This window comes from Pseudomonas sp. W2Oct36, assembly GCF_041060465.1.
In the GTDB taxonomy this organism is placed as follows: domain Bacteria; phylum Pseudomonadota; class Gammaproteobacteria; order Pseudomonadales; family Pseudomonadaceae; genus Aquipseudomonas; species Aquipseudomonas graminis_B.
Genome location: NZ_JAUERW010000018.1, coordinates 62,291 through 78,567 on the forward strand (window position 1 = coordinate 62,291; position 16,277 = coordinate 78,567).

The 16,277-nt window shown below is 61.8% G+C and carries 15 protein-coding genes; 11 read left to right on the forward strand and 4 right to left on the reverse strand.

All coding sequences use genetic code 11. The features are described 5' to 3' along the window. Positions 1 to 119: 119 nt before the first annotated feature. The 6 genes from QWI18_RS20615 (at position 120) to QWI18_RS20640 (ending at position 4,693) form a co-directional block, all read left to right on the forward strand. On the forward strand, positions 120 to 623 hold the full coding sequence (locus QWI18_RS20615) for an MFS transporter (protein ID WP_369319717.1): 504 nt from the start codon (positions 120 to 122) through the stop codon (positions 621 to 623). A 51-nt stretch (positions 624 to 674) separates the two neighbouring features. After that, positions 675 to 1,448 (forward strand): class II glutamine amidotransferase, encoded by a 774-nt coding sequence (locus QWI18_RS20620; protein ID WP_065986787.1) that lies wholly within the window; start codon positions 675 to 677, stop codon positions 1,446 to 1,448. A 13-nt stretch (positions 1,449 to 1,461) separates the two neighbouring features. Beyond that, entirely contained in the window at positions 1,462 to 1,986 is a 525-nt protein-coding gene (locus QWI18_RS20625; protein ID WP_192132068.1) for a DUF2937 family protein, read from the forward strand. 318 nt (positions 1,987 to 2,304) lie between these two features. Beyond that, positions 2,305 to 3,069: a 5-oxoprolinase subunit PxpA gene (locus QWI18_RS20630; RefSeq protein WP_192132066.1), complete on the forward strand. Its 765-nt coding sequence runs from the start codon at positions 2,305 to 2,307 to the stop codon at positions 3,067 to 3,069. Beyond that, entirely contained in the window at positions 3,066 to 3,770 is a 705-nt protein-coding gene (locus tag QWI18_RS20635) for an allophanate hydrolase subunit 1 (RefSeq protein ID WP_192132064.1), read from the forward strand. The genes QWI18_RS20630 and QWI18_RS20635 overlap by 4 nt, the downstream gene beginning before the upstream one ends. Continuing rightward, on the forward strand, positions 3,767 to 4,693 hold the full coding sequence (locus tag QWI18_RS20640) for a biotin-dependent carboxyltransferase family protein (RefSeq protein WP_369319718.1): 927 nt from the start codon (positions 3,767 to 3,769) through the stop codon (positions 4,691 to 4,693). The genes QWI18_RS20635 and QWI18_RS20640 overlap by 4 nt, the downstream gene beginning before the upstream one ends. Before the next feature lie 137 nt (positions 4,694 to 4,830). Here the strand turns inward: QWI18_RS20640 and QWI18_RS20645 are convergent, their stop codons facing one another. Both QWI18_RS20645 and QWI18_RS20650 read right to left on the reverse strand, forming a co-directional pair. Beyond that, a complete protein-coding gene (locus QWI18_RS20645; RefSeq protein ID WP_122537461.1) occupies positions 4,831 to 6,009 on the reverse strand; it encodes a VWA domain-containing protein in 1,179 nt (392 codons plus the stop codon). A gap of 46 nt (positions 6,010 to 6,055) precedes the next feature. Then, complete coding sequence (locus QWI18_RS20650) at positions 6,056 to 6,901, reverse strand: MoxR family ATPase (RefSeq protein WP_074890636.1); 846 nt, start codon at positions 6,899 to 6,901, stop codon at positions 6,056 to 6,058. A gap of 207 nt (positions 6,902 to 7,108) precedes the next feature. On the opposite strand from QWI18_RS20650, the gene QWI18_RS20655 reads away from it, so the two are divergent. After that, positions 7,109 to 7,339, forward strand: coding sequence for a DUF4160 domain-containing protein (locus QWI18_RS20655; protein WP_065986801.1), 231 nt, complete (start codon positions 7,109 to 7,111; stop codon positions 7,337 to 7,339). Continuing rightward, positions 7,336 to 7,866 (forward strand): hypothetical protein, encoded by a 531-nt coding sequence (locus QWI18_RS20660; protein ID WP_369319719.1) that lies wholly within the window; start codon positions 7,336 to 7,338, stop codon positions 7,864 to 7,866. The genes QWI18_RS20655 and QWI18_RS20660 overlap by 4 nt, the downstream gene beginning before the upstream one ends. Before the next feature lie 103 nt (positions 7,867 to 7,969). Here QWI18_RS20660 and QWI18_RS20665 read toward each other — a convergent pair whose 3' ends face one another. Beyond that, entirely contained in the window at positions 7,970 to 9,043 is a 1,074-nt protein-coding gene (locus QWI18_RS20665) for a DUF748 domain-containing protein (protein ID WP_369319720.1), read from the reverse strand. Between the two features lie 126 nt (positions 9,044 to 9,169). On the opposite strand from QWI18_RS20665, the gene cysK reads away from it, so the two are divergent. The 3 genes from cysK (at position 9,170) to QWI18_RS20680 (ending at position 12,556) form a co-directional block, all read left to right on the forward strand. Beyond that, positions 9,170 to 10,144, forward strand: coding sequence for a cysteine synthase A (cysK, locus tag QWI18_RS20670; protein WP_065986807.1), 975 nt, complete (start codon positions 9,170 to 9,172; stop codon positions 10,142 to 10,144). Between the two features lie 158 nt (positions 10,145 to 10,302). Next, positions 10,303 to 11,241 (forward strand): aspartyl/asparaginyl beta-hydroxylase domain-containing protein, encoded by a 939-nt coding sequence (locus tag QWI18_RS20675; RefSeq protein ID WP_369319721.1) that lies wholly within the window; start codon positions 10,303 to 10,305, stop codon positions 11,239 to 11,241. A gap of 460 nt (positions 11,242 to 11,701) precedes the next feature. After that, positions 11,702 to 12,556, forward strand: a complete 855-nt coding sequence (locus QWI18_RS20680) for a DMT family transporter (protein WP_065986811.1) — start codon at positions 11,702 to 11,704, stop codon at positions 12,554 to 12,556. Between the two features lie 29 nt (positions 12,557 to 12,585). On the opposite strand, the gene QWI18_RS20685 is transcribed toward QWI18_RS20680, so the two are convergent. Continuing rightward, positions 12,586 to 16,059, reverse strand: coding sequence for a hybrid sensor histidine kinase/response regulator (locus QWI18_RS20685; protein WP_192132055.1), 3,474 nt, complete (start codon positions 16,057 to 16,059; stop codon positions 12,586 to 12,588). Between the last annotated feature and the right edge of the window lie 218 nt (positions 16,060 to 16,277).

The window sequence follows — 16,277 nt, forward strand, 5'->3', positions numbered from 1 at the left end:
GGATCGGTCGCGCTGCCCGGTGCTGGACACGCGGCGGACCGATAACTGAAGCCGGGGAAGCCGGGCTGGTGAAAAGTCGTTATCATAAGCGCCTCTTTACCTGCCTTACCACGGACGTCATGACCGACAACGACTATCTGATTGCCTGGGGCCTTTACGCGTTCGCCGCGTTGGGCTGTCTGTTGGTGTGGTTCAAGCTGACCGGCTGGATGTGGCGCTACCTGCGCGAACCCCTGCGCGTGATCGGCGCCGTGCTGTTGTTCTGCCCGACCATCGTCGATCCGGCCAAGGATCAATACGCCCCGGCGCTGGCGATCAGCGTGCTGGATCTGGCGCTGAAAGTCGGCAACAACGTCTGGCGCGCCGTGCTCGACCTCTCCACTTACGGCGCCGTCGCGCTGGGCCTCTACTTGGTTTACGCCTTGATCCGCTTGCCGTTCCTGCGCAAGAAAAAAGCCCGTCTGGCCCACGCCGAAGCTGCCGCTGCACAGGCTGCCGCCGAGCAGAAGGAACACGACGAGCCTTACGCGGACCAGCCTGCAGGACGCTTCGCCAGCCCGTCGCCGGCGACATCGCCAGCACCTGCGCCGAGCGGCCGCTATCGCGTCGAACCCAAACTGTGATGATCACCGGCATCCTCCCAGACGCGTGCTTCAACGCACCGAGACCCGAGCATGTGTGAACTTCTGGGCATGAGTGCCAACATACCGACGGACATCGTGTTCAGCTTCACCGGGCTGATGCAGCGCGGTGGCCGTACCGGTCCGCACCGCGACGGCTGGGGCATCGGTTTCTACGAAGGCCGTGGCCTGCGCCTGTTTCAGGACCCTGCCGCGAGCAGCGAGTCGGAAGTTGCGCAACTGGTCCAGCGTTACCCCATCAAGAGCGAAGTGGTCATCGGCCACATTCGTCAGGCCAACGTCGGCAAGGTCTGTCTGTCCAACACCCATCCTTTTGTGCGCGAACTGTGGGGGCGCAACTGGTGTTTCGCCCACAACGGTCAGCTCGCGGATTTTCACCCCGGTGCCACGTTTTATCGGCCAGTGGGCGATACCGACAGTGAAGCGGCGTTCTGCGACCTGCTCAACCGGGTGCGTGAAGCGTTTCCCGAGCCCGTCGAGATCGAGCAGTTGCTGCCGACTCTGGTCGAGGCCTGCAACGAATACCGCAGCAAAGGCGTATTCAACGCACTGCTCAGTGATGGCGACTGGCTGTTTTGCTACTGTTCGACCAAGCTGGTGCACATCACCCGCCGCGCGCCGTTTGGCCCGGCGCGCCTGAAAGACGTCGACGTCATCGTCGATTTCCAGGCAGAAACCACGCCCAACGATGTGGTGACGGTGATTGCCACCGAGCCGCTGACCGAAAACGAGACCTGGAATCGCTACGAACCGGGTCACTGGAGTCTTTGGCGCCGCGGCGAATGCGTTGCCGAAGGCTCGGCCTGAGAGAGAGGGATCTATGCTGCGCAGCTATATACGACTGGTGTTGTTCACGGCAGGCCTGTTGATAGGCGTGCAGATTCCAGGCTTCATCAGCGATTACAGCAAGCGCGTCGAAGCGCACATGCTGGAAGCGCAACAAAGCCTGCGCGGTTATACCGAAACCGCCCAGCGGTTCTTCAATGGCGACGTGCAGGCCCTGATCCAGCATTACCGCAGCAGCGATGATCCGGTGTTCCGCACCGACGCTGACAACATCAGCAACCTGCTCACCCGCAATCAGACCCTTGACCGTGAATGGCTGGCGCTGCAAGGCCCGTGGTACTCCCGCGCCTGGCATGTGCTGACCGCCGCCGACACCGGCATCCGCGACGAAACCTGGAATGGCTACACCTGGCAGGTGCTGTTGTCGCCGGAAGTCATCGGCTGGGGCCTGCTGTGCGCGTTGCTGTTTTCGCTGGTCATCGAAAGCATTGTGGTGTTCATTGACTGGGTGTTTGTGGGTCGGCATCACGTGCGACCGGTGGGTCGGGACTGGCGTTGAGGCTCATTGCCGGCACCCGCTTGATTGGGCAGTGATGCTACTGACGCCTTCCCGGCTGAAGCCGGTCCTACAGTGGGGGGTACTTCGTAGGACCTTGTAGACCGGCTTTAGCCGGGAAGGGGCCCTCACAGTCAGTGAAGATCCTCGCACCGTTCACTTTTTCTTATCCTCCCCCCGCGCTTTAATTAGTTGGACGCTTGGGCCATCCGCGCCGAAGAATGCCCCCAACGCACAGCCCCGTGTCCCGCGCTGCCAACCTGACAACCCCGCGCGTACACTCGAGCTTCTCCCCGTCTCGTTCGCACAGGAGTCACGCCTTTGAGCCGCCTGTTATTGAATTGTGATATCGGCGAAAGCTACGGCGTCTGGACCATGGGTCTGGACGCCGAGGTCATGCCCTACATCGATTGCGCCAACATCGCCTGCGGCTTCCACGCCGGCGACCCGAGCGTCATGCGCAAGACCGTCGCGCTGGCCCTGGCCAACAACGTTACCATTGGCGCGCACCCGGCTTATCAGGATCTGGTGGGTTTCGGCCGTCGCTCGATGGCCTGTTCGCCGCAGGAAATTCAAGACCTGCTGCATTACCAGATCGGCGCACTTGACGGCGTTTGCCGAGCCCAGGGCAGCCACGTCAGCTACGTCAAACCCCACGGCGCGATGTACAACGACATGATGGCCAACCCGACGCAACTGCGCGCCGTTATCGAGGCCATCGCCCGTTACAATCCCGAACTGCCGCTGATGCTGCTGGCCATGCGCGACAACTCTGCGGCGCAAGCCATCGCCGATGAATTCGGCATCACGCTGTGGTTCGAGGCCTTTGCCGATAGGGCCTACGACAATGTGGGGCGTCTGGTCTCGCGCAACATTCCCGGCGCGGTGCATCACGATGCCGAGGTCATCATCGCTCAGGCCATGACCTTGTCCCGAGGCGAAGCCTTGATCGCCAGCGATGGCAGCGAGCTGCGGCTGCAACCACACACCTTGTGCGTGCACGGCGACAACGCCAGCTCCATCGACGCAGTCCAGCGCATTCGTCAGGCATTGAACGGCACTGACGCCGGACCGTCGGCCCCGTGAACCTGCGCATCGAAGTCGTCGCCATCGATTGCCTGATGGTCCGCCTGTTCGACGCCATCGACGAGGCCAACATGCCGTGGATGCTCGCCGCGACGTTGCGTCTGCGCGAGGGCTTTGCTGCGCAATTGATTGATCTGGTGCCGTCCTACACCACGTTGATGGTGCATTACGATCTGTTGGCGTTGAGTCCGACACAGGCTCGGGCGATCATTACCGATGCGCTGAAAGACCTCACACCCGACGCCGCCCAAGGCGGTCGGCAGCATGTGTTGCCGGTCTGGTACGACCTCAGCGTCGGGCCCGAGTTGAGCCTGTTGTCCAGGCGCAGCGGGCTGTCGGTGGAAGAAGTGATTAGCCGCCACAGCCAGCGCGAGTATCAGGTCTTCGCCCTGGGCTTCGCGCCGGGGTTCGGGTTCATGGGGCTGGTGGAAGAAATCCTCGCCGCGCCGCGCATCAAGACACCCCGCAAGCGCGTTGCCGCGGGAAGTGTCGGCATCGCCGAACGGCAAACGGCGGCCTATCCACTGGAGTCGCCCGGCGGCTGGAACATCCTCGGGCGCACCCCGGCCAAACTGTTTGATCGCGAAATCGACGGCTACAGCCTGATGCAGCCTGGCGACACCGTGCGTTTTGCCGCCGTTGATCACGCCGAGTTCATGCGTCTGGGCGGCGACGACACGCCGCTGGAGGGCCTGGCATGAGCGCGTTGACGGTTAAAAGCAGCACGCCGCTGTGCCTGTTGCAGGACGCGGGACGGTTTGGCGTAAGACACCTCGGCGTCACCCAGGGTGGGGCGCTGGACTGGGTGTCGATGTCGTGGGCCAACAAGCTACTGAATAACGCGCTGGACGCTGCCGTCGTCGAAGTGACATTGGGCGGCCTGACGCTGGTAGCCGAGGCCGACTGCTGTCTGGCCCTGGCGGGTGCGGATCTGGGCGCGATGCTCGACGATCGTCCGATGGCGCCGTGGCGCAGCTTCTTTGTGCGCAAAGGCCAGCAGCTACGTTTTACCCGGCCCATCAACGGTGCCCGCGCCTACCTCGCGGCGCCCGGCGGATTTGCGGCGCTCGATGTGCTCGGCAGCTGCTCCACCGTCACACGCGAAGGGCTGGGCGGGCTCGAAGGAAGCGGCAAAGCGCTGGCTGAAGGCGATCAACTGACTTATGCAGGGGCGTCATTTGAGCTTCACGCGCTGCCCGATCACCTCATTCCCGACTTTTCCGAACAGCGTCCGCTGGATGTCGTTCTCGGTGCACAGATCGGCCAGTTCAGCGGCTTGAGCCTGTTCGATGCGTTCAATAGCGACTGGACCCTCGACAGCCGCGCCGACCGCATGGGCATGCGCCTGCTGGGGCCGGAGCTGGTTTATCAGGGCAAACCGATGATCTCCGAAGGCATCCCGCTCGGCGCCATCCAGGTCCCGCCGGATGGTCAGCCGATCGTCCTGCTCAACGACCGTCAGACCATCGGCGGCTATCCAAGGCTCGGCGCGCTGACGCCGCTGTCACTGGCGCGGCTGGCGCAGAAACTGCCGGGGAGTGTGGTGCGGATGAGGGCAGTGGTGCAGGACGTGGCGCATCGGGAGCAGGTGGGATTCCAGAATCTCGTCCGCCGTCCGCTGTAGGAGCGTGGCTTGTCCCGCGATCTGCCGGGAACCGGCAGCAATTGGAAGATGCGTTCCGCCTGATGTACGCCACAATCCGGTTTTACGACGACTGCGTCGCCGATCGCGGGACAAGCCACGCTCCTACGGTCTCAGCATCACTTCGCCAAATACCGCATCCCTTCCTCCAGCCCCCGCAACGTCAGCGGGTACATCTGATCTTCGATCAAGTCCCGCACGATGTTGGTGGAGGTGGTGTAGGCCCAAGCGTCTTTGGGGTACGGATTGATCCAGATGATCTTCTTGAACTTGGCCATGAATCGCTGCATCCAGACGTAACCCGCTTCCTCGTTCCAGTGCTCGACGCTGCCGCCCGGCTGGGTGATTTCGTAGGGCGCCATGGCGGCGTCGCCGATGAAGATCACTTTGTAGTCGGCGCCGTATTTATGCAGCAGGTCCTGGGTGGCCGTGCGCTCAGAGGTGCGGCGCTGGTTGTTCTTCCACACCGACTCGTAAACGAAGTTATGGAAGTAGAAATACTCCATGTGCTTGAACTCGGTCTTGCAGGCCGAGAACAGTTCCTCGCAGATCTTCACGTGGGCGTCCATGGAGCCGCCGATGTCGAACAGCAGCAACAGCTTGATGGTGTTGCGGCGTTCCGGGCGCATCTGTATGTTCAGCAGGCCGGCGTCACGGGCGGTGTGATCGATGGTGCCGTCGATGTCCAGTTCGTCTGCCGCACCCTGGCGTGCGAATTTGCGCAGGCGCCGCAGCGCCACTTTGATATTGCGCGTGCCCAGTTCAACCCCGTCGTCGAGATTCTTGTACTCGCGTTGATCCCAAACCTTCGCGGCCTTGCCCTGACGCTGGCCGGCGTCGCCCACCCGAATCCCCTCGGGGTTGTAACCGCCTGAGCCGAACGGGCTGGTGCCGCCGGTGCCGATCCATTTATTGCCGCCGGCGTGGCGCTCCTTTTGCTCTTCCAGACGCTTCTTGAATTCTTCGATCAGTTTGTCCAGGCCGCCCAGGGACTGGATCTGTGCGCGCTCTTCAGCGGTCAGCGAACGCTCGAATTCCTTGCGCAGCCAGTCTTCGGGGATTAGCGCCTGCAAGTGATCGTCGAGCTTTTCCAGGCCATTGAAGTACGCGCCGAACGCCCGGTCGAACTTGTCGAAATGGCGCTCGTCCTTCACCAGAATCGTGCGCGACAGGTAGTAGAACTCGTCCATGTCAGCGAACGTCACACGCTGCTTCAGCGCGTTGATGAGGTCGAGCAGTTCACGCAACGAAACCGGCACTTTGGCCGCACGCATTTCGTTGAACAGGTTGAGCAACATAGTCGGCGTCCCGCCCTTGATCTAAATAAGCTTGACCAGAAAAGGCTCAGCGATTGCCGCGACGGCTCATGAACGCTAGGCGTTCAAGCAAATGCACGTCCTGCTCGTTCTTGACCAGGGCACCGGCCAGCGGCGGGATGGCTTTGGTGGGGTCGCGCTCGCGCAGCACGGCTTCGCCGATGTTGTCGGCCATCAGCAGTTTGAGCCAGTCCACCAGTTCGGATGTCGAAGGCTTTTTCTTCAGCCCCGGGACTTTGCGCACGTCGAAGAACACGTCCAGGGCTTCGCTGACCAGGTCCTTCTTGATGTTCGGGTAATGCACGTCGACGATCTTCTGCAGCGTGCTGCGGTCGGGGAACGCGATGTAATGGAAGAAGCAGCGGCGCAGGAAGGCGTCCGGCAGTTCTTTTTCGTTGTTGGACGTAATGATGATGATCGGGCGCTTTTTGGCCTTGATCGTCTCGTCGATCTCGTAAACGTAGAACTCCATTTTGTCGAGTTCTTGCAGCAAGTCGTTGGGGAATTCGATGTCCGCCTTGTCAATCTCGTCGATCAGCAGAATGACCCGCTCTTCGGATTCAAAGGCTTCCCAGAGCTTGCCCTTCTTCAGGTAATTGCGCACGTCGTGGACTTTGTCGACCCCCAGCTGCGAGTCGCGCAGGCGGCTGACCGCGTCGTACTCATAGAGGCCCTGATGGGCCTTGGTGGTCGACTTGATGTGCCAGGTGATCAGCCGGGCGCCGAAGGATTCGGCCAGTTGCTCGGCGAGCATGGTCTTGCCGGTCCCGGGCTCGCCCTTGACCAGCAGCGGGCGCTCCAGGGTGATGGCGGCATTGACCGCAAGCTTCAGATCGTCGGTGGCGACGTAGGCGTGGGTGCCTTCGAATTTCATCGGGAAAATCCTCGAACAAGGCGGACAGACCCGTGGCCTGAATCGCGCAAGATAGGGCGCAAAGAATGCAGCGACTATACCGCGCGCCCCGCGCGACTGTGAACGCAGACGGTTTATTCAGTATCTGAATGGGGCGTAACGGTCTGACCGGGCAGAAAATTGTAACCGTCATTGAGGTATCGCCAAAATAGCTATACCTTGCAGGCCATGTCGACCAAACACAGATTCAGGGACAAATACAGAATTCAACTGCGGGAAAAGGATCACCTGCCGCCTCACGTGCACCTCACCGGTGGCGGGCTGGATGTGTTGATCTGTCTGCAGTTGGTTGAACCCATGCTCGGCCACGCCCCGGCCGCCGTACTCAGGGAGGCGCTCGAATGGGTAAGGGCCCACCAAACAGAATTACTGGAGGAATGGAAACGATGGCATCCATGAAACGCCCACGCCTCAAAACCGTAGAGGCGCTGGCTCATCAAAAATTGGCGCTGACATTCATCAACGACGTGACGTACGTCCTCGACCTGAGCGGCGACATCGCGGCAATCCGGGGGCTGCAACCGCTCAGGGATTCGAGCGTGTTCAAGCAGGCGCAGATCGGCGACGACGGCTGGACCGTTGAGTGGGCCGGGCCCGACATCCAGATCGGCGCCGACACTCTTTACCTGGACGCCAAGGCGCAGGCCGCCACCGACGAGAACACACGGATCTTCATCGGCTGGCGCGCGCGCACCGGGTTGCCGCTGGCCCTGGCGGCCGAGGCACTGGGGGTCAGCACGCGAAGCATCACCCGCTACACCAACGGCAGCGAGGCCGCACCGCGCACGTTGGCGCTGGCGTGTCTGGGGTGGGATGCGTTGCAGAATCAGGCGGAGAACGGTGTGTTGCTGGCGGAGAAGCGTGCGGCCTATGGAGTTGCCAAAGAGAACCGCGTTGACAAGGGGGCAGCCGAAAGTGGCGAGTGAGCTGACTCGCGGGGGAGGCGTGTCAGCGATCAAGGTCATCGCTGACTAAACGCTTCGCGAGCAAGCTCACTCCTACAGGGATGCGCCAGTCAAAACGCTGGGTTTATTTCGCCTCGCTCTTGCCACTGTCGTAGCGGGTATTGAACGCCTTCACGAAGGCATTGCGCAGGATCTGTAAAAACGCTTCGAACGCACTGATGTCCTGTTTGTGGACACTGCCGCTGAGTTCGACGCGGGTGGCGAACTGGTTCTTCACTTGGTTCTTCAGCACCGTTTCGCTGCCGCCGACCACGGCTTCCCAGATCGAGCGGAAGAAGCCTTTGTTCTGGTTCTCGACGTCCTGCTGCCAGTCAAATACATCGACATTACGCAGAAGGGGCTTGATGTAGCCACTGAGCTGGCCATTGGTGGCCTGGGCTTCGATGACCACATCGCCGTCGCCCGCGTGGAAGTCGAATTTGCCATACGCCGACGCGAAGTCGTTCAGGCGTTTGAGCTGGATACCGGTCGCGCGCAGCTTGAAGTCGAAATCTTCCAGGCTGAACGGGTCGAAGGTCGCTGTGCTTTCCAGCGGCGCATGGCCCAGCAGCATGGCCTTGCCCTCGAAGCGGGCATCGCGCTTGCCGGCTTTGTCTTCGACGTTGGTCAGGTTGTAGATGCTGGCGTTGATGTTGTCGGCATCGATTTTCACTTTCGGCGTCGAATTGAAGTTGCTGAACGTGATCTTGCCGTCTTGAATGCGCAGCTCGTTGAGGGTGATCGGCAGCAGCTTGTTCAACTGAGCACGCCAGTCAGTGCCGGCACCGGTCTGGGACTGGCGCTTGTCCGGGCCACCGTCGACGAAGTTGAGTTCAGGGCTGACAAACGCGACCTCGGCGACCACCGCATGGTCGTACCAGAGCGAGTGCCAGCTGACGGCGAGGTCGATGACCGGCGCATCCAGCAGAGGCACGGGCACCTTGCCATCGACCTTGACGATTTTCAGGCCGTTGATGCGGTACGCCCCGCGCCACAGGGCCAGGTCCACGTCGGTGACCTGACCGCGGTAGTCGCCCATGTCGGCGAGTTTTTCATTGAGGTAATTGCGCACCACGTAGGGCAGTGCGATGTGGACTGCGATCAGCAACACCACCAAGCCAACAATTGTCCATAACGGCCAGCTGTAACGACGTTTCATGTCTCCACCCTCCAGTAACGTAGCTTTGTTGACTGCTGGCGATGTGATCGGTTCGCTTCGACTGGACGTTGCACCGGCTCAAGGCATAGGCTTTGAGCTTTTCCAAACCTGCACAAGGACCCGGTCATGAGCCGTATTTACGCAGATAACGCCCATTCCATCGGCAACACGCCACTGGTGCAGATCAACCGCATCGCGCCGCGCGGGGTCACCATTCTGGCCAAGATCGAGGGGCGTAATCCGGGGTATTCCGTGAAGTGCCGGATCGGCGCGAACATGATCTGGGACGCCGAAAGCAGCGGTAAACTCAAGCCCGGCATGACCATCGTCGAACCCACCTCCGGCAATACCGGCATCGGCCTTGCGTTCGTCGCCGCAGCCCGTGGCTACAAGCTGACCCTGACCATGCCGGCCTCGATGAGTATAGAGCGGCGCAAGGTGCTCAAGGCCCTGGGCGCCGAACTGGTGCTGACCGAGCCGGCGCTGGGCATGAAAGGCTCCATCGCCAAGGCCGAAGAGTTGCTCGCCAGTGACCCTGCCACATACTTCATGCCGGCGCAGTTCGAGAACCCGGCCAACCCGGCCATTCACGAGAAGACCACCGGACCGGAAATCTGGAACGACACCGACGGCGCCATCGACGTGCTGGTCGCAGGCGTCGGCACGGGCGGCACGATCACCGGCGTCTCGCGCTACATCAAAAACGCCATGGGCAAGCCGATTATCTCGGTGGCCGTCGAACCCATGGGCTCGCCGATCATCACCCAGGCGATGGCCGGTGAAGAGATCAAACCCAGCCCCCACAAGATTCAGGGTATTGGCGCGGGTTTCATCCCGAAGAACCTCGACCTCTCGATTGTCGACCGCGTCGAGCTGGTCAGTGATGAAGAAGCCAAGGCCATGGCCCTGCGGCTGATGCAGGAGGAGGGGATTCTCTGCGGTATCTCCTGCGGCGCGGCCATGCACGCAGCGGTGCGAATGGCCGAGAAACCGGAAATGCAGGGCAAGACGATCGTGGTGGTGCTGCCGGATTCTGGTGAGCGTTACTTGTCGAGCATGCTCTTCAGCGACCTGTTTACTGAACGCGAGCTGACGCAATAATCGTGTGCGCCGCGGCTTCGGCTTTTTACCCGGCGGACTAAAGCTTATGATGGCCGCCATTCGAAACCCGCCGGAAGATTGTCCCAGATCATCCGGCGGCGGTTTCAGCGGCGTAAGCTTCGGGCCGCGCGGTTCGGCCCTGTTTCAAGGAGAGTTTCATGACCCTTTCTTTTGCTGTCAAAGCGGCGATTCTGCTGCTGTTTGTCGGCAGCACGCTGTACGTGCATTTGCGCGGCAAGGCGCGTTTGCCGGTATTGCGCCAGTTCGTGAATCACTCCGCACTGTTCGCCCCCTATAACGCCTTGATGTATTTGTTCTCCAGCGTGCCCTCAAAGCCGTACCTGGACCGCAGCAAGTTTCCTGAGCTGGACGTGCTGCGCGACAACTGGGAAACCATCCGCGACGAAGCCATGCACCTGTTCGACGAGGGCTATATCCGTGCCGCCGCCAAGGACAACGACGCGGGTTTCGGCTCGTTCTTCAAGAAGGGCTGGAAGCGTTTTTACCTCAAGTGGTACGACAAGCCGCTGCCGTCCGCCGAGGCGCTGTGCCCGAAGACGGTTGAACTGGTCAGCCGTATTCCCAACGTAAAAGGCGCAATGTTTGCTCTATTGCCCGGCGGCAGCCACCTGAATCCGCACCGTGACCCGTTCGCCGGCTCCCTGCGTTATCACCTGGGCCTGTCGACGCCGAACTCTGACGATTGCCGCATCTTTGTCGACGGTCAGGTGTATGCCTGGCGCGATGGTGATGACGTGATGTTCGACGAAACCTACGTGCACTGGGTCAAGAACGAAACCGACGTCACCCGCGTGATTCTGTTCTGCGACATCGAGCGACCGCTGAGCAATCGCTTCATGACCGCTGTCAACCGCCGCGTCAGCGCGTTTCTGGGCCGTGCCACTGCGCCGCAGAACACCGATGACGAACGCGTCGGCGGGATCAATCAGGCGTATGCCTTCAGCAAACGCTTCAGCAACAGCTTCAGCGGCAAGGTCAAGCAGTTCAAACGCGCCAACCCCAAGGCGTATCGCATCCTTCGTCCGGTGCTGGCGGTGGTCGTACTGACGCTGCTGGGCTGCTGGCTGTTCGGCTGAACAAACGGTTTTGTCGAGCGCCGTCGCACCCTGCGCGGCGGCGCTTTTTGCTGTCTTGGCAGTTCCGCGTTGGAGCTGTCAACGACGTCGACTTATGACATTGCACAAGGCACCGGTCGCTGGTTATAGTCGGCCTCGTTGCCGCCCCACTTGGCGTCATCCAGTCCTTCCCTTTCAGAAGATAAGCACGATGCCTGCATCCAGCACCCGGTTTGCTTTATCCGCCACGGCTCGCGCTGTTGCGGAACCGCGCGACTGCCTGCAACTCGTCTTCATCACGCGTTACCCGCCACCCCCACCTGTGAATAGTCCTGTCGTGTGCGCTGTTGCACCGCCAGGGGTCGTTGTGCTCGGCTGATCGACCGCCTAAACGCTGTCGGTCCAGGCCTGCAAACGCCCGCAAAACTTCCGTGAATCCGGTACGTGCCGGGTCCGATTCTGTCTGAATCACAGGTGACTCATGTTTGCTCATAAAGCCCTGGCCTCGATGGCCACGACGACGCTTTTCGTCCTGCTCTGGAGCAGCGGCGCGATTGTTTCCAAGTGGGGCCTGACCCACGCTTCACCGTTTGCATTTCTACTGTTCCGTTTCCTGCTGGCGCTTGTGGCGTTGGCGATTCTGATCCCCGCGTTGGGTTACAAGCTTCCCGCTACACGAGCTTCGATGGGCTTCGCGTTGCTGACGGGCGCTGTGCTGCTGGGGGCTTATCAGATCTGCTACCTGCTGGCGCTGGACCTGAAAGTCGCGCCCGGCGTCATGGCCACGATCATGGGCGTGCAACCGATTCTCACGGCCGTGCTGGTCGAGCGCAGCCGTTCGACGTCCCGCATGTTTGGCCTTGGTCTGGGGCTGGCGGGTCTGGTGCTGGTGGTCTGGAAAGGTATCGGCGACGGCGGATCGCTCGCCGGCATGGCGTTCGGCGTGCTCGGCATGTTGAGCATGACCGGAGGTTCGATCATGCAGAAACGCATCACCGACAACCCCCTCGGCACGCTGCCTGTGCAATACCTCGCGGGGACGGTGGTATGTGCGGTGTTCGTGCCGTTTCAGCCCTTTCATTTCGAGCACAGCATCGGCTTCTACGTGCCGGTGCTCTACATGGGGCTGGTGGTGTCGGTGCTCGCGACGTTCCTGCTCTACCGATTGATCGCCCAGGGCAATCTGGTCAACGTCACCAGCCTGTTTTACCTGGTGCCCGGCGTCACCGCGATCATGGATTACCTGATCTACGGCAACCGCCTCGCGCTGGTGAGTTTGCTGGGGATGGTGCTGATTGTGGTGGGGTTGGTGTTTGTGTTCAGGAAGGTTGAATAGCGTCAACCGTCCCGAGGCTGCGGTCAGGGTCAACCCAGCCGCACGTGCCGACTCAACAATGCCCGCAGCGCTGCGGGTTTCACCGGTTTGGCGAGGTATTCCAGGCCGGCGGCGTGTACCTGGGCGATCAGCTCCGGGCGGCCGTCGGCGCTGATGACGACGCCGGGGACCGGCTCACCCAATTGCGTGCGTAGCCACGCCATCAGTTCGGTGCCGATCTCGCCGTGGTCCAGGTGGTAATCCACCAAGGCCAGGTGCGGGCGAACGCCGTCGCTGAGCAGCGTCTGGCATTCCTCGCGATTGCGCGCCGTCCAGACCTGACACCCCCAGCGGCTCAGCAGGCTGTTCATGCCGATCAGGATGCTGTCTTCGTTGTCGACGCACAGAATTTGTGTGCCGTTCAGCGCGGCGCGCACAGGTTCAGTCGGCGCAGCGGCCGGCGTCGGCAACGCAGGCGCCAGCGGCACCGTAACGCTGAACAGGCTGCCCTGACCCGGCCACGAACGCACTTCCAGCGAGTGACCGAGCACGCGGCACAAGCCGTCGGCAATCGCCAGTCCCAAACCCAGGCCCTTCTCGGCGCGGGTCTGATGGCTGTCAAGCCGCTTGAACTCCTCGAAAATCACCTGCCGCTTGTCCTCGGGAATACCCGGCCCCCGGTCCCACACTTCCAGGCTCAGTTGCCCGTTACGGCGCCGCACCCCCAGCAGAATCGGCCCCTTGGCGTAACGAAACGCATTGGTCAGGAAGTTCTGCAGCACCCGCCGCAGCAGTTTGGCGTCGCTGGCCACACGCAATGTGCTGCCGCGCACGCGGAAGTCCAGGCCCTGCTCCTGAGCGAGGGCCTTGAATTCGGCACCGAGGGTTTCAAACAGATTATTCAGCGCAAACGGCGTGATGGTCGGCGTGAACTTGCCGTTCTCCAGACGCGAAATATCCAGCAGGTCGCTGATCAGGTCTTCGGCCGAACGCAGCGAGCTGTCCAGATGATGGATCAGCTGTTTCGCTTCCGCCGGCACATTGTCATCGTTGTGCAGCAGGGCAGCGGAGAACAAACGCGCGGCATTCATGGGCTGCATCAAGTCATGGCTGACGGCGGCGAGAAAGCGCGTTTTCGACTGATTGGCCGCTTCCGCATGGGCCTTGGCTTCGGTCAACGCCGTGTTCAACTGCGACAGCTCCCGCGTCCGTTCGGCCACGCGCTGCTCAAGGCTTTCGTTGGCGCCCTTGAGCGCCTGCTCGGCCTCGCGGAAGGCGGTGATGTCAGTGAAGCTCATCACGAAGCCGCCGCCGGGCATCGGATTGCCGATCAGCTCGATCACCTGGCCATTGGGAAACAACCGCTCGGACGTATGTGCGCGGCCTTGGCGCATCCAGTGCAGCCGCCGGGCGACGTGCACCTCCGCTTCACCAGGCCCGAGCAAACCGCGCTCGGCGTTGTAGCGGATGATGTCGGCGATGGGCCGTCCCACGCTGATCAGGCCTTCCGGGTAATTGAACAGCTCCAGATAGCGCGCGTTCCAGGCCACCAGTCGCAGGGATTGATCCACCACGCTGATGCCCTGGGTGATGTTTTCGATGGCGCCTTGCAGCAGGGCGCGGTTGAACTGCAGCACTTCGGAGGCTTCGTCGGCGATGCGCACCACGTCTTCGAGTTGCATGTCGCGGCCTTCAATCGCCGCCTTGACCACCGCCCGTGTCGACGACGTGCCCAGCACCCCCGCCAGCAAGCGTTCGGTGTGGGCGATCCAGTCGCCGTTGGCGTTCTGGTTGGGGTTGAAGCCTTTGCCCTGGCGGTAGGCGAAGCGGATGAAGCTCTGCTGCGCGCGCTCTTCGCCGACAAAACGCGCCGAGAGCTTGAGCAAGTCTTCGATCTGCACCGCCAGCAGCGAGCGGTTGTTGGGCCGCGCCTGCAATTCCTGACCGATAAAACGGCCCGCCTGCCAGTGTTCCGACACGCGGGTTCGCGACAGCAGCGAGACCCACACAAACAACGCGAAGTTGCCGATCATCGACAGGACCACGCCCTGGGTCAGCGGACTGATCGGCAGATTGAACGGGTTGCTGTGCAGCCATGCCAACAGCGGAAAACTGCTCAGCGACCACCCCATGCTGTGGGCGATGATCGGCAGCACCAGCGTGTAAAACCAGATGAACACCCCGGCAGCGAGCCCGGCGAACACACCGCGTCGATTGGCCGGCTTCCAGTACAGCGCGCCGATCATCGCCGGCATCAATTGCGTGATGGCGGCGAAGGCGATCTGGCCGATGGTCGCTAGGCTCGCAGTCGATCCCAGCAGTCGATAGCTGACGTACGCGAGCAGCAGGATGACCACAATGCTGACCCGGCGCACCGAGAGCATCCAGTGGCGGAACGCCTCGAACGGACGCTCGGCGGTTTTGCGCCGCAGCAGCCACGGCAGCAGCATGTCGTTGGAGACCATGGTCGACAGCGCGACGCTGGCGACGATGACCATCCCCGTGGCGGCCGATGCGCCGCCAATGAACGCCAGCATCGCCAGCGCCGGGTGTGCATGGGCCAGCGGCACGCTGATCACGAATGAGTCCGGCAGCACCGAGGCGGGCAGCAGCATCTGCCCGGCGAGCGCAATCGGCACCACGAAAACGGCTGCGAGCAGCAGGTAGGCAGGGAACACCCATTTGGCCAGGCGCAAATCTTCGGGCTCGATGTTCTCCACCACGGTGACGTGAAACTGCCGGGGCAGGCAGATGATCGCCATCATGGCGACGCCGGTCTGCACCACCATCGACGGCCAGTTGACCGTTTCTTTCCAGTACTCCTCCAGGCGCGGCGCGAGCATGGCCTGGTTGAACAGGTCATCCACACCGTCGTACAGGCCAAACGTCACGAACGCGCCGACGGCCATAAACGCGAACAGCTTGACCAGCGACTCGAAGGCGATCGCCAGGACCATGCCGCGGTGGTGCTCGGTGGCGTCGAGGTTGCGCGTGCCGAAGACGATGGTGAACAGCGCCAGCACCAGCGAGACGATCAGTGCGGTGTCCTGGGCGCGAGTGCCGGTGGCGTCGGCGCCGGCACCGATCAGAATGTTCACCCCCAGCACGATGCCTTTGAGTTGCAGCGCGATGTAGGGCAACACGCCGATCAGGCAGATCAGCGCGACGACGACGGCGAGGGTTTGCGACTTGCCGTAGCGGGCGGCGATGAAGTCGGCGATGGACGTGATGTTTTCCTGCTTGCTGATCAGCACCATTTTCTGCAGCACCCAGGGCGCCAGCAGCAACAGCAGAATCGGACCGAGGTAGATCGGCAAAAACGACCAGAGTTGCTCGGCCGCTTGGCCGACCGAGCCGAAAAACGTCCAGCTGGTGCAGTAAACCGCCAGCGACAGGCTGTACACCCAGGCGCGCAGGCGCGGCGGCAGCGGGGTGCTGCGACGGTCACCGTAAAAGGCGATGGCGAACATGATGGCCATATAGGCCAGGGCGACGGCAGCGATCAGCCCGCTGGACAGCGACATGGGAACTCCGGAGGCAAGCGGCTAGCGGTTTCGGTGGCGATCCTTCGCCGGCCGGACAGTCTCGCACGCCGCGTAGGGTTCGTCTGTTACGACCAAGGTCTGAGCGGCGCGGTGTCGCAGGGGCGCAGCGAATCCATGGTCAACGCATATCTGGGAAATCTATGAGGTATAGCTAAATTACCCGCTTATTCGATATCAGCTGCCGTCCTACTATGGGT

What these genes read in the sequence shown, in the direction of transcription:
- QWI18_RS20615 (WP_369319717.1), top strand. Translation starts at nt 120, where the DNA reads ATGACCGACAACGACTATCTGATTGCCTGGGGCCTTTACGCGTTCGCC.
- QWI18_RS20620 (WP_065986787.1), top strand. Translation starts at nt 675, where the DNA reads ATGTGTGAACTTCTGGGCATGAGTGCCAACATACCGACGGACATCGTG.
- QWI18_RS20625 (WP_192132068.1), top strand. Translation starts at nt 1,462, where the DNA reads ATGCTGCGCAGCTATATACGACTGGTGTTGTTCACGGCAGGCCTGTTG.
- QWI18_RS20640 (WP_369319718.1), top strand. Translation starts at nt 3,767, where the DNA reads ATGAGCGCGTTGACGGTTAAAAGCAGCACGCCGCTGTGCCTGTTGCAG.
- QWI18_RS20645 (WP_122537461.1), bottom strand. Translation starts at nt 6,009, where the DNA reads ATGTTGCTCAACCTGTTCAACGAAATGCGTGCGGCCAAAGTGCCGGTT.
- QWI18_RS20650 (WP_074890636.1), bottom strand. Translation starts at nt 6,901, where the DNA reads ATGAAATTCGAAGGCACCCACGCCTACGTCGCCACCGACGATCTGAAG.
- QWI18_RS20655 (WP_065986801.1), top strand. Translation starts at nt 7,109, where the DNA reads ATGTCGACCAAACACAGATTCAGGGACAAATACAGAATTCAACTGCGG.
- QWI18_RS20660 (WP_369319719.1), top strand. Translation starts at nt 7,336, where the DNA reads ATGAAACGCCCACGCCTCAAAACCGTAGAGGCGCTGGCTCATCAAAAA.
- QWI18_RS20665 (WP_369319720.1), bottom strand. Translation starts at nt 9,043, where the DNA reads ATGAAACGTCGTTACAGCTGGCCGTTATGGACAATTGTTGGCTTGGTG.
- cysK (WP_065986807.1), top strand. Translation starts at nt 9,170, where the DNA reads ATGAGCCGTATTTACGCAGATAACGCCCATTCCATCGGCAACACGCCA.
- QWI18_RS20675 (WP_369319721.1), top strand. Translation starts at nt 10,303, where the DNA reads ATGACCCTTTCTTTTGCTGTCAAAGCGGCGATTCTGCTGCTGTTTGTC.
- QWI18_RS20680 (WP_065986811.1), top strand. Translation starts at nt 11,702, where the DNA reads ATGTTTGCTCATAAAGCCCTGGCCTCGATGGCCACGACGACGCTTTTC.
- QWI18_RS20685 (WP_192132055.1), bottom strand. Translation starts at nt 16,059, where the DNA reads ATGTCGCTGTCCAGCGGGCTGATCGCTGCCGTCGCCCTGGCCTATATG.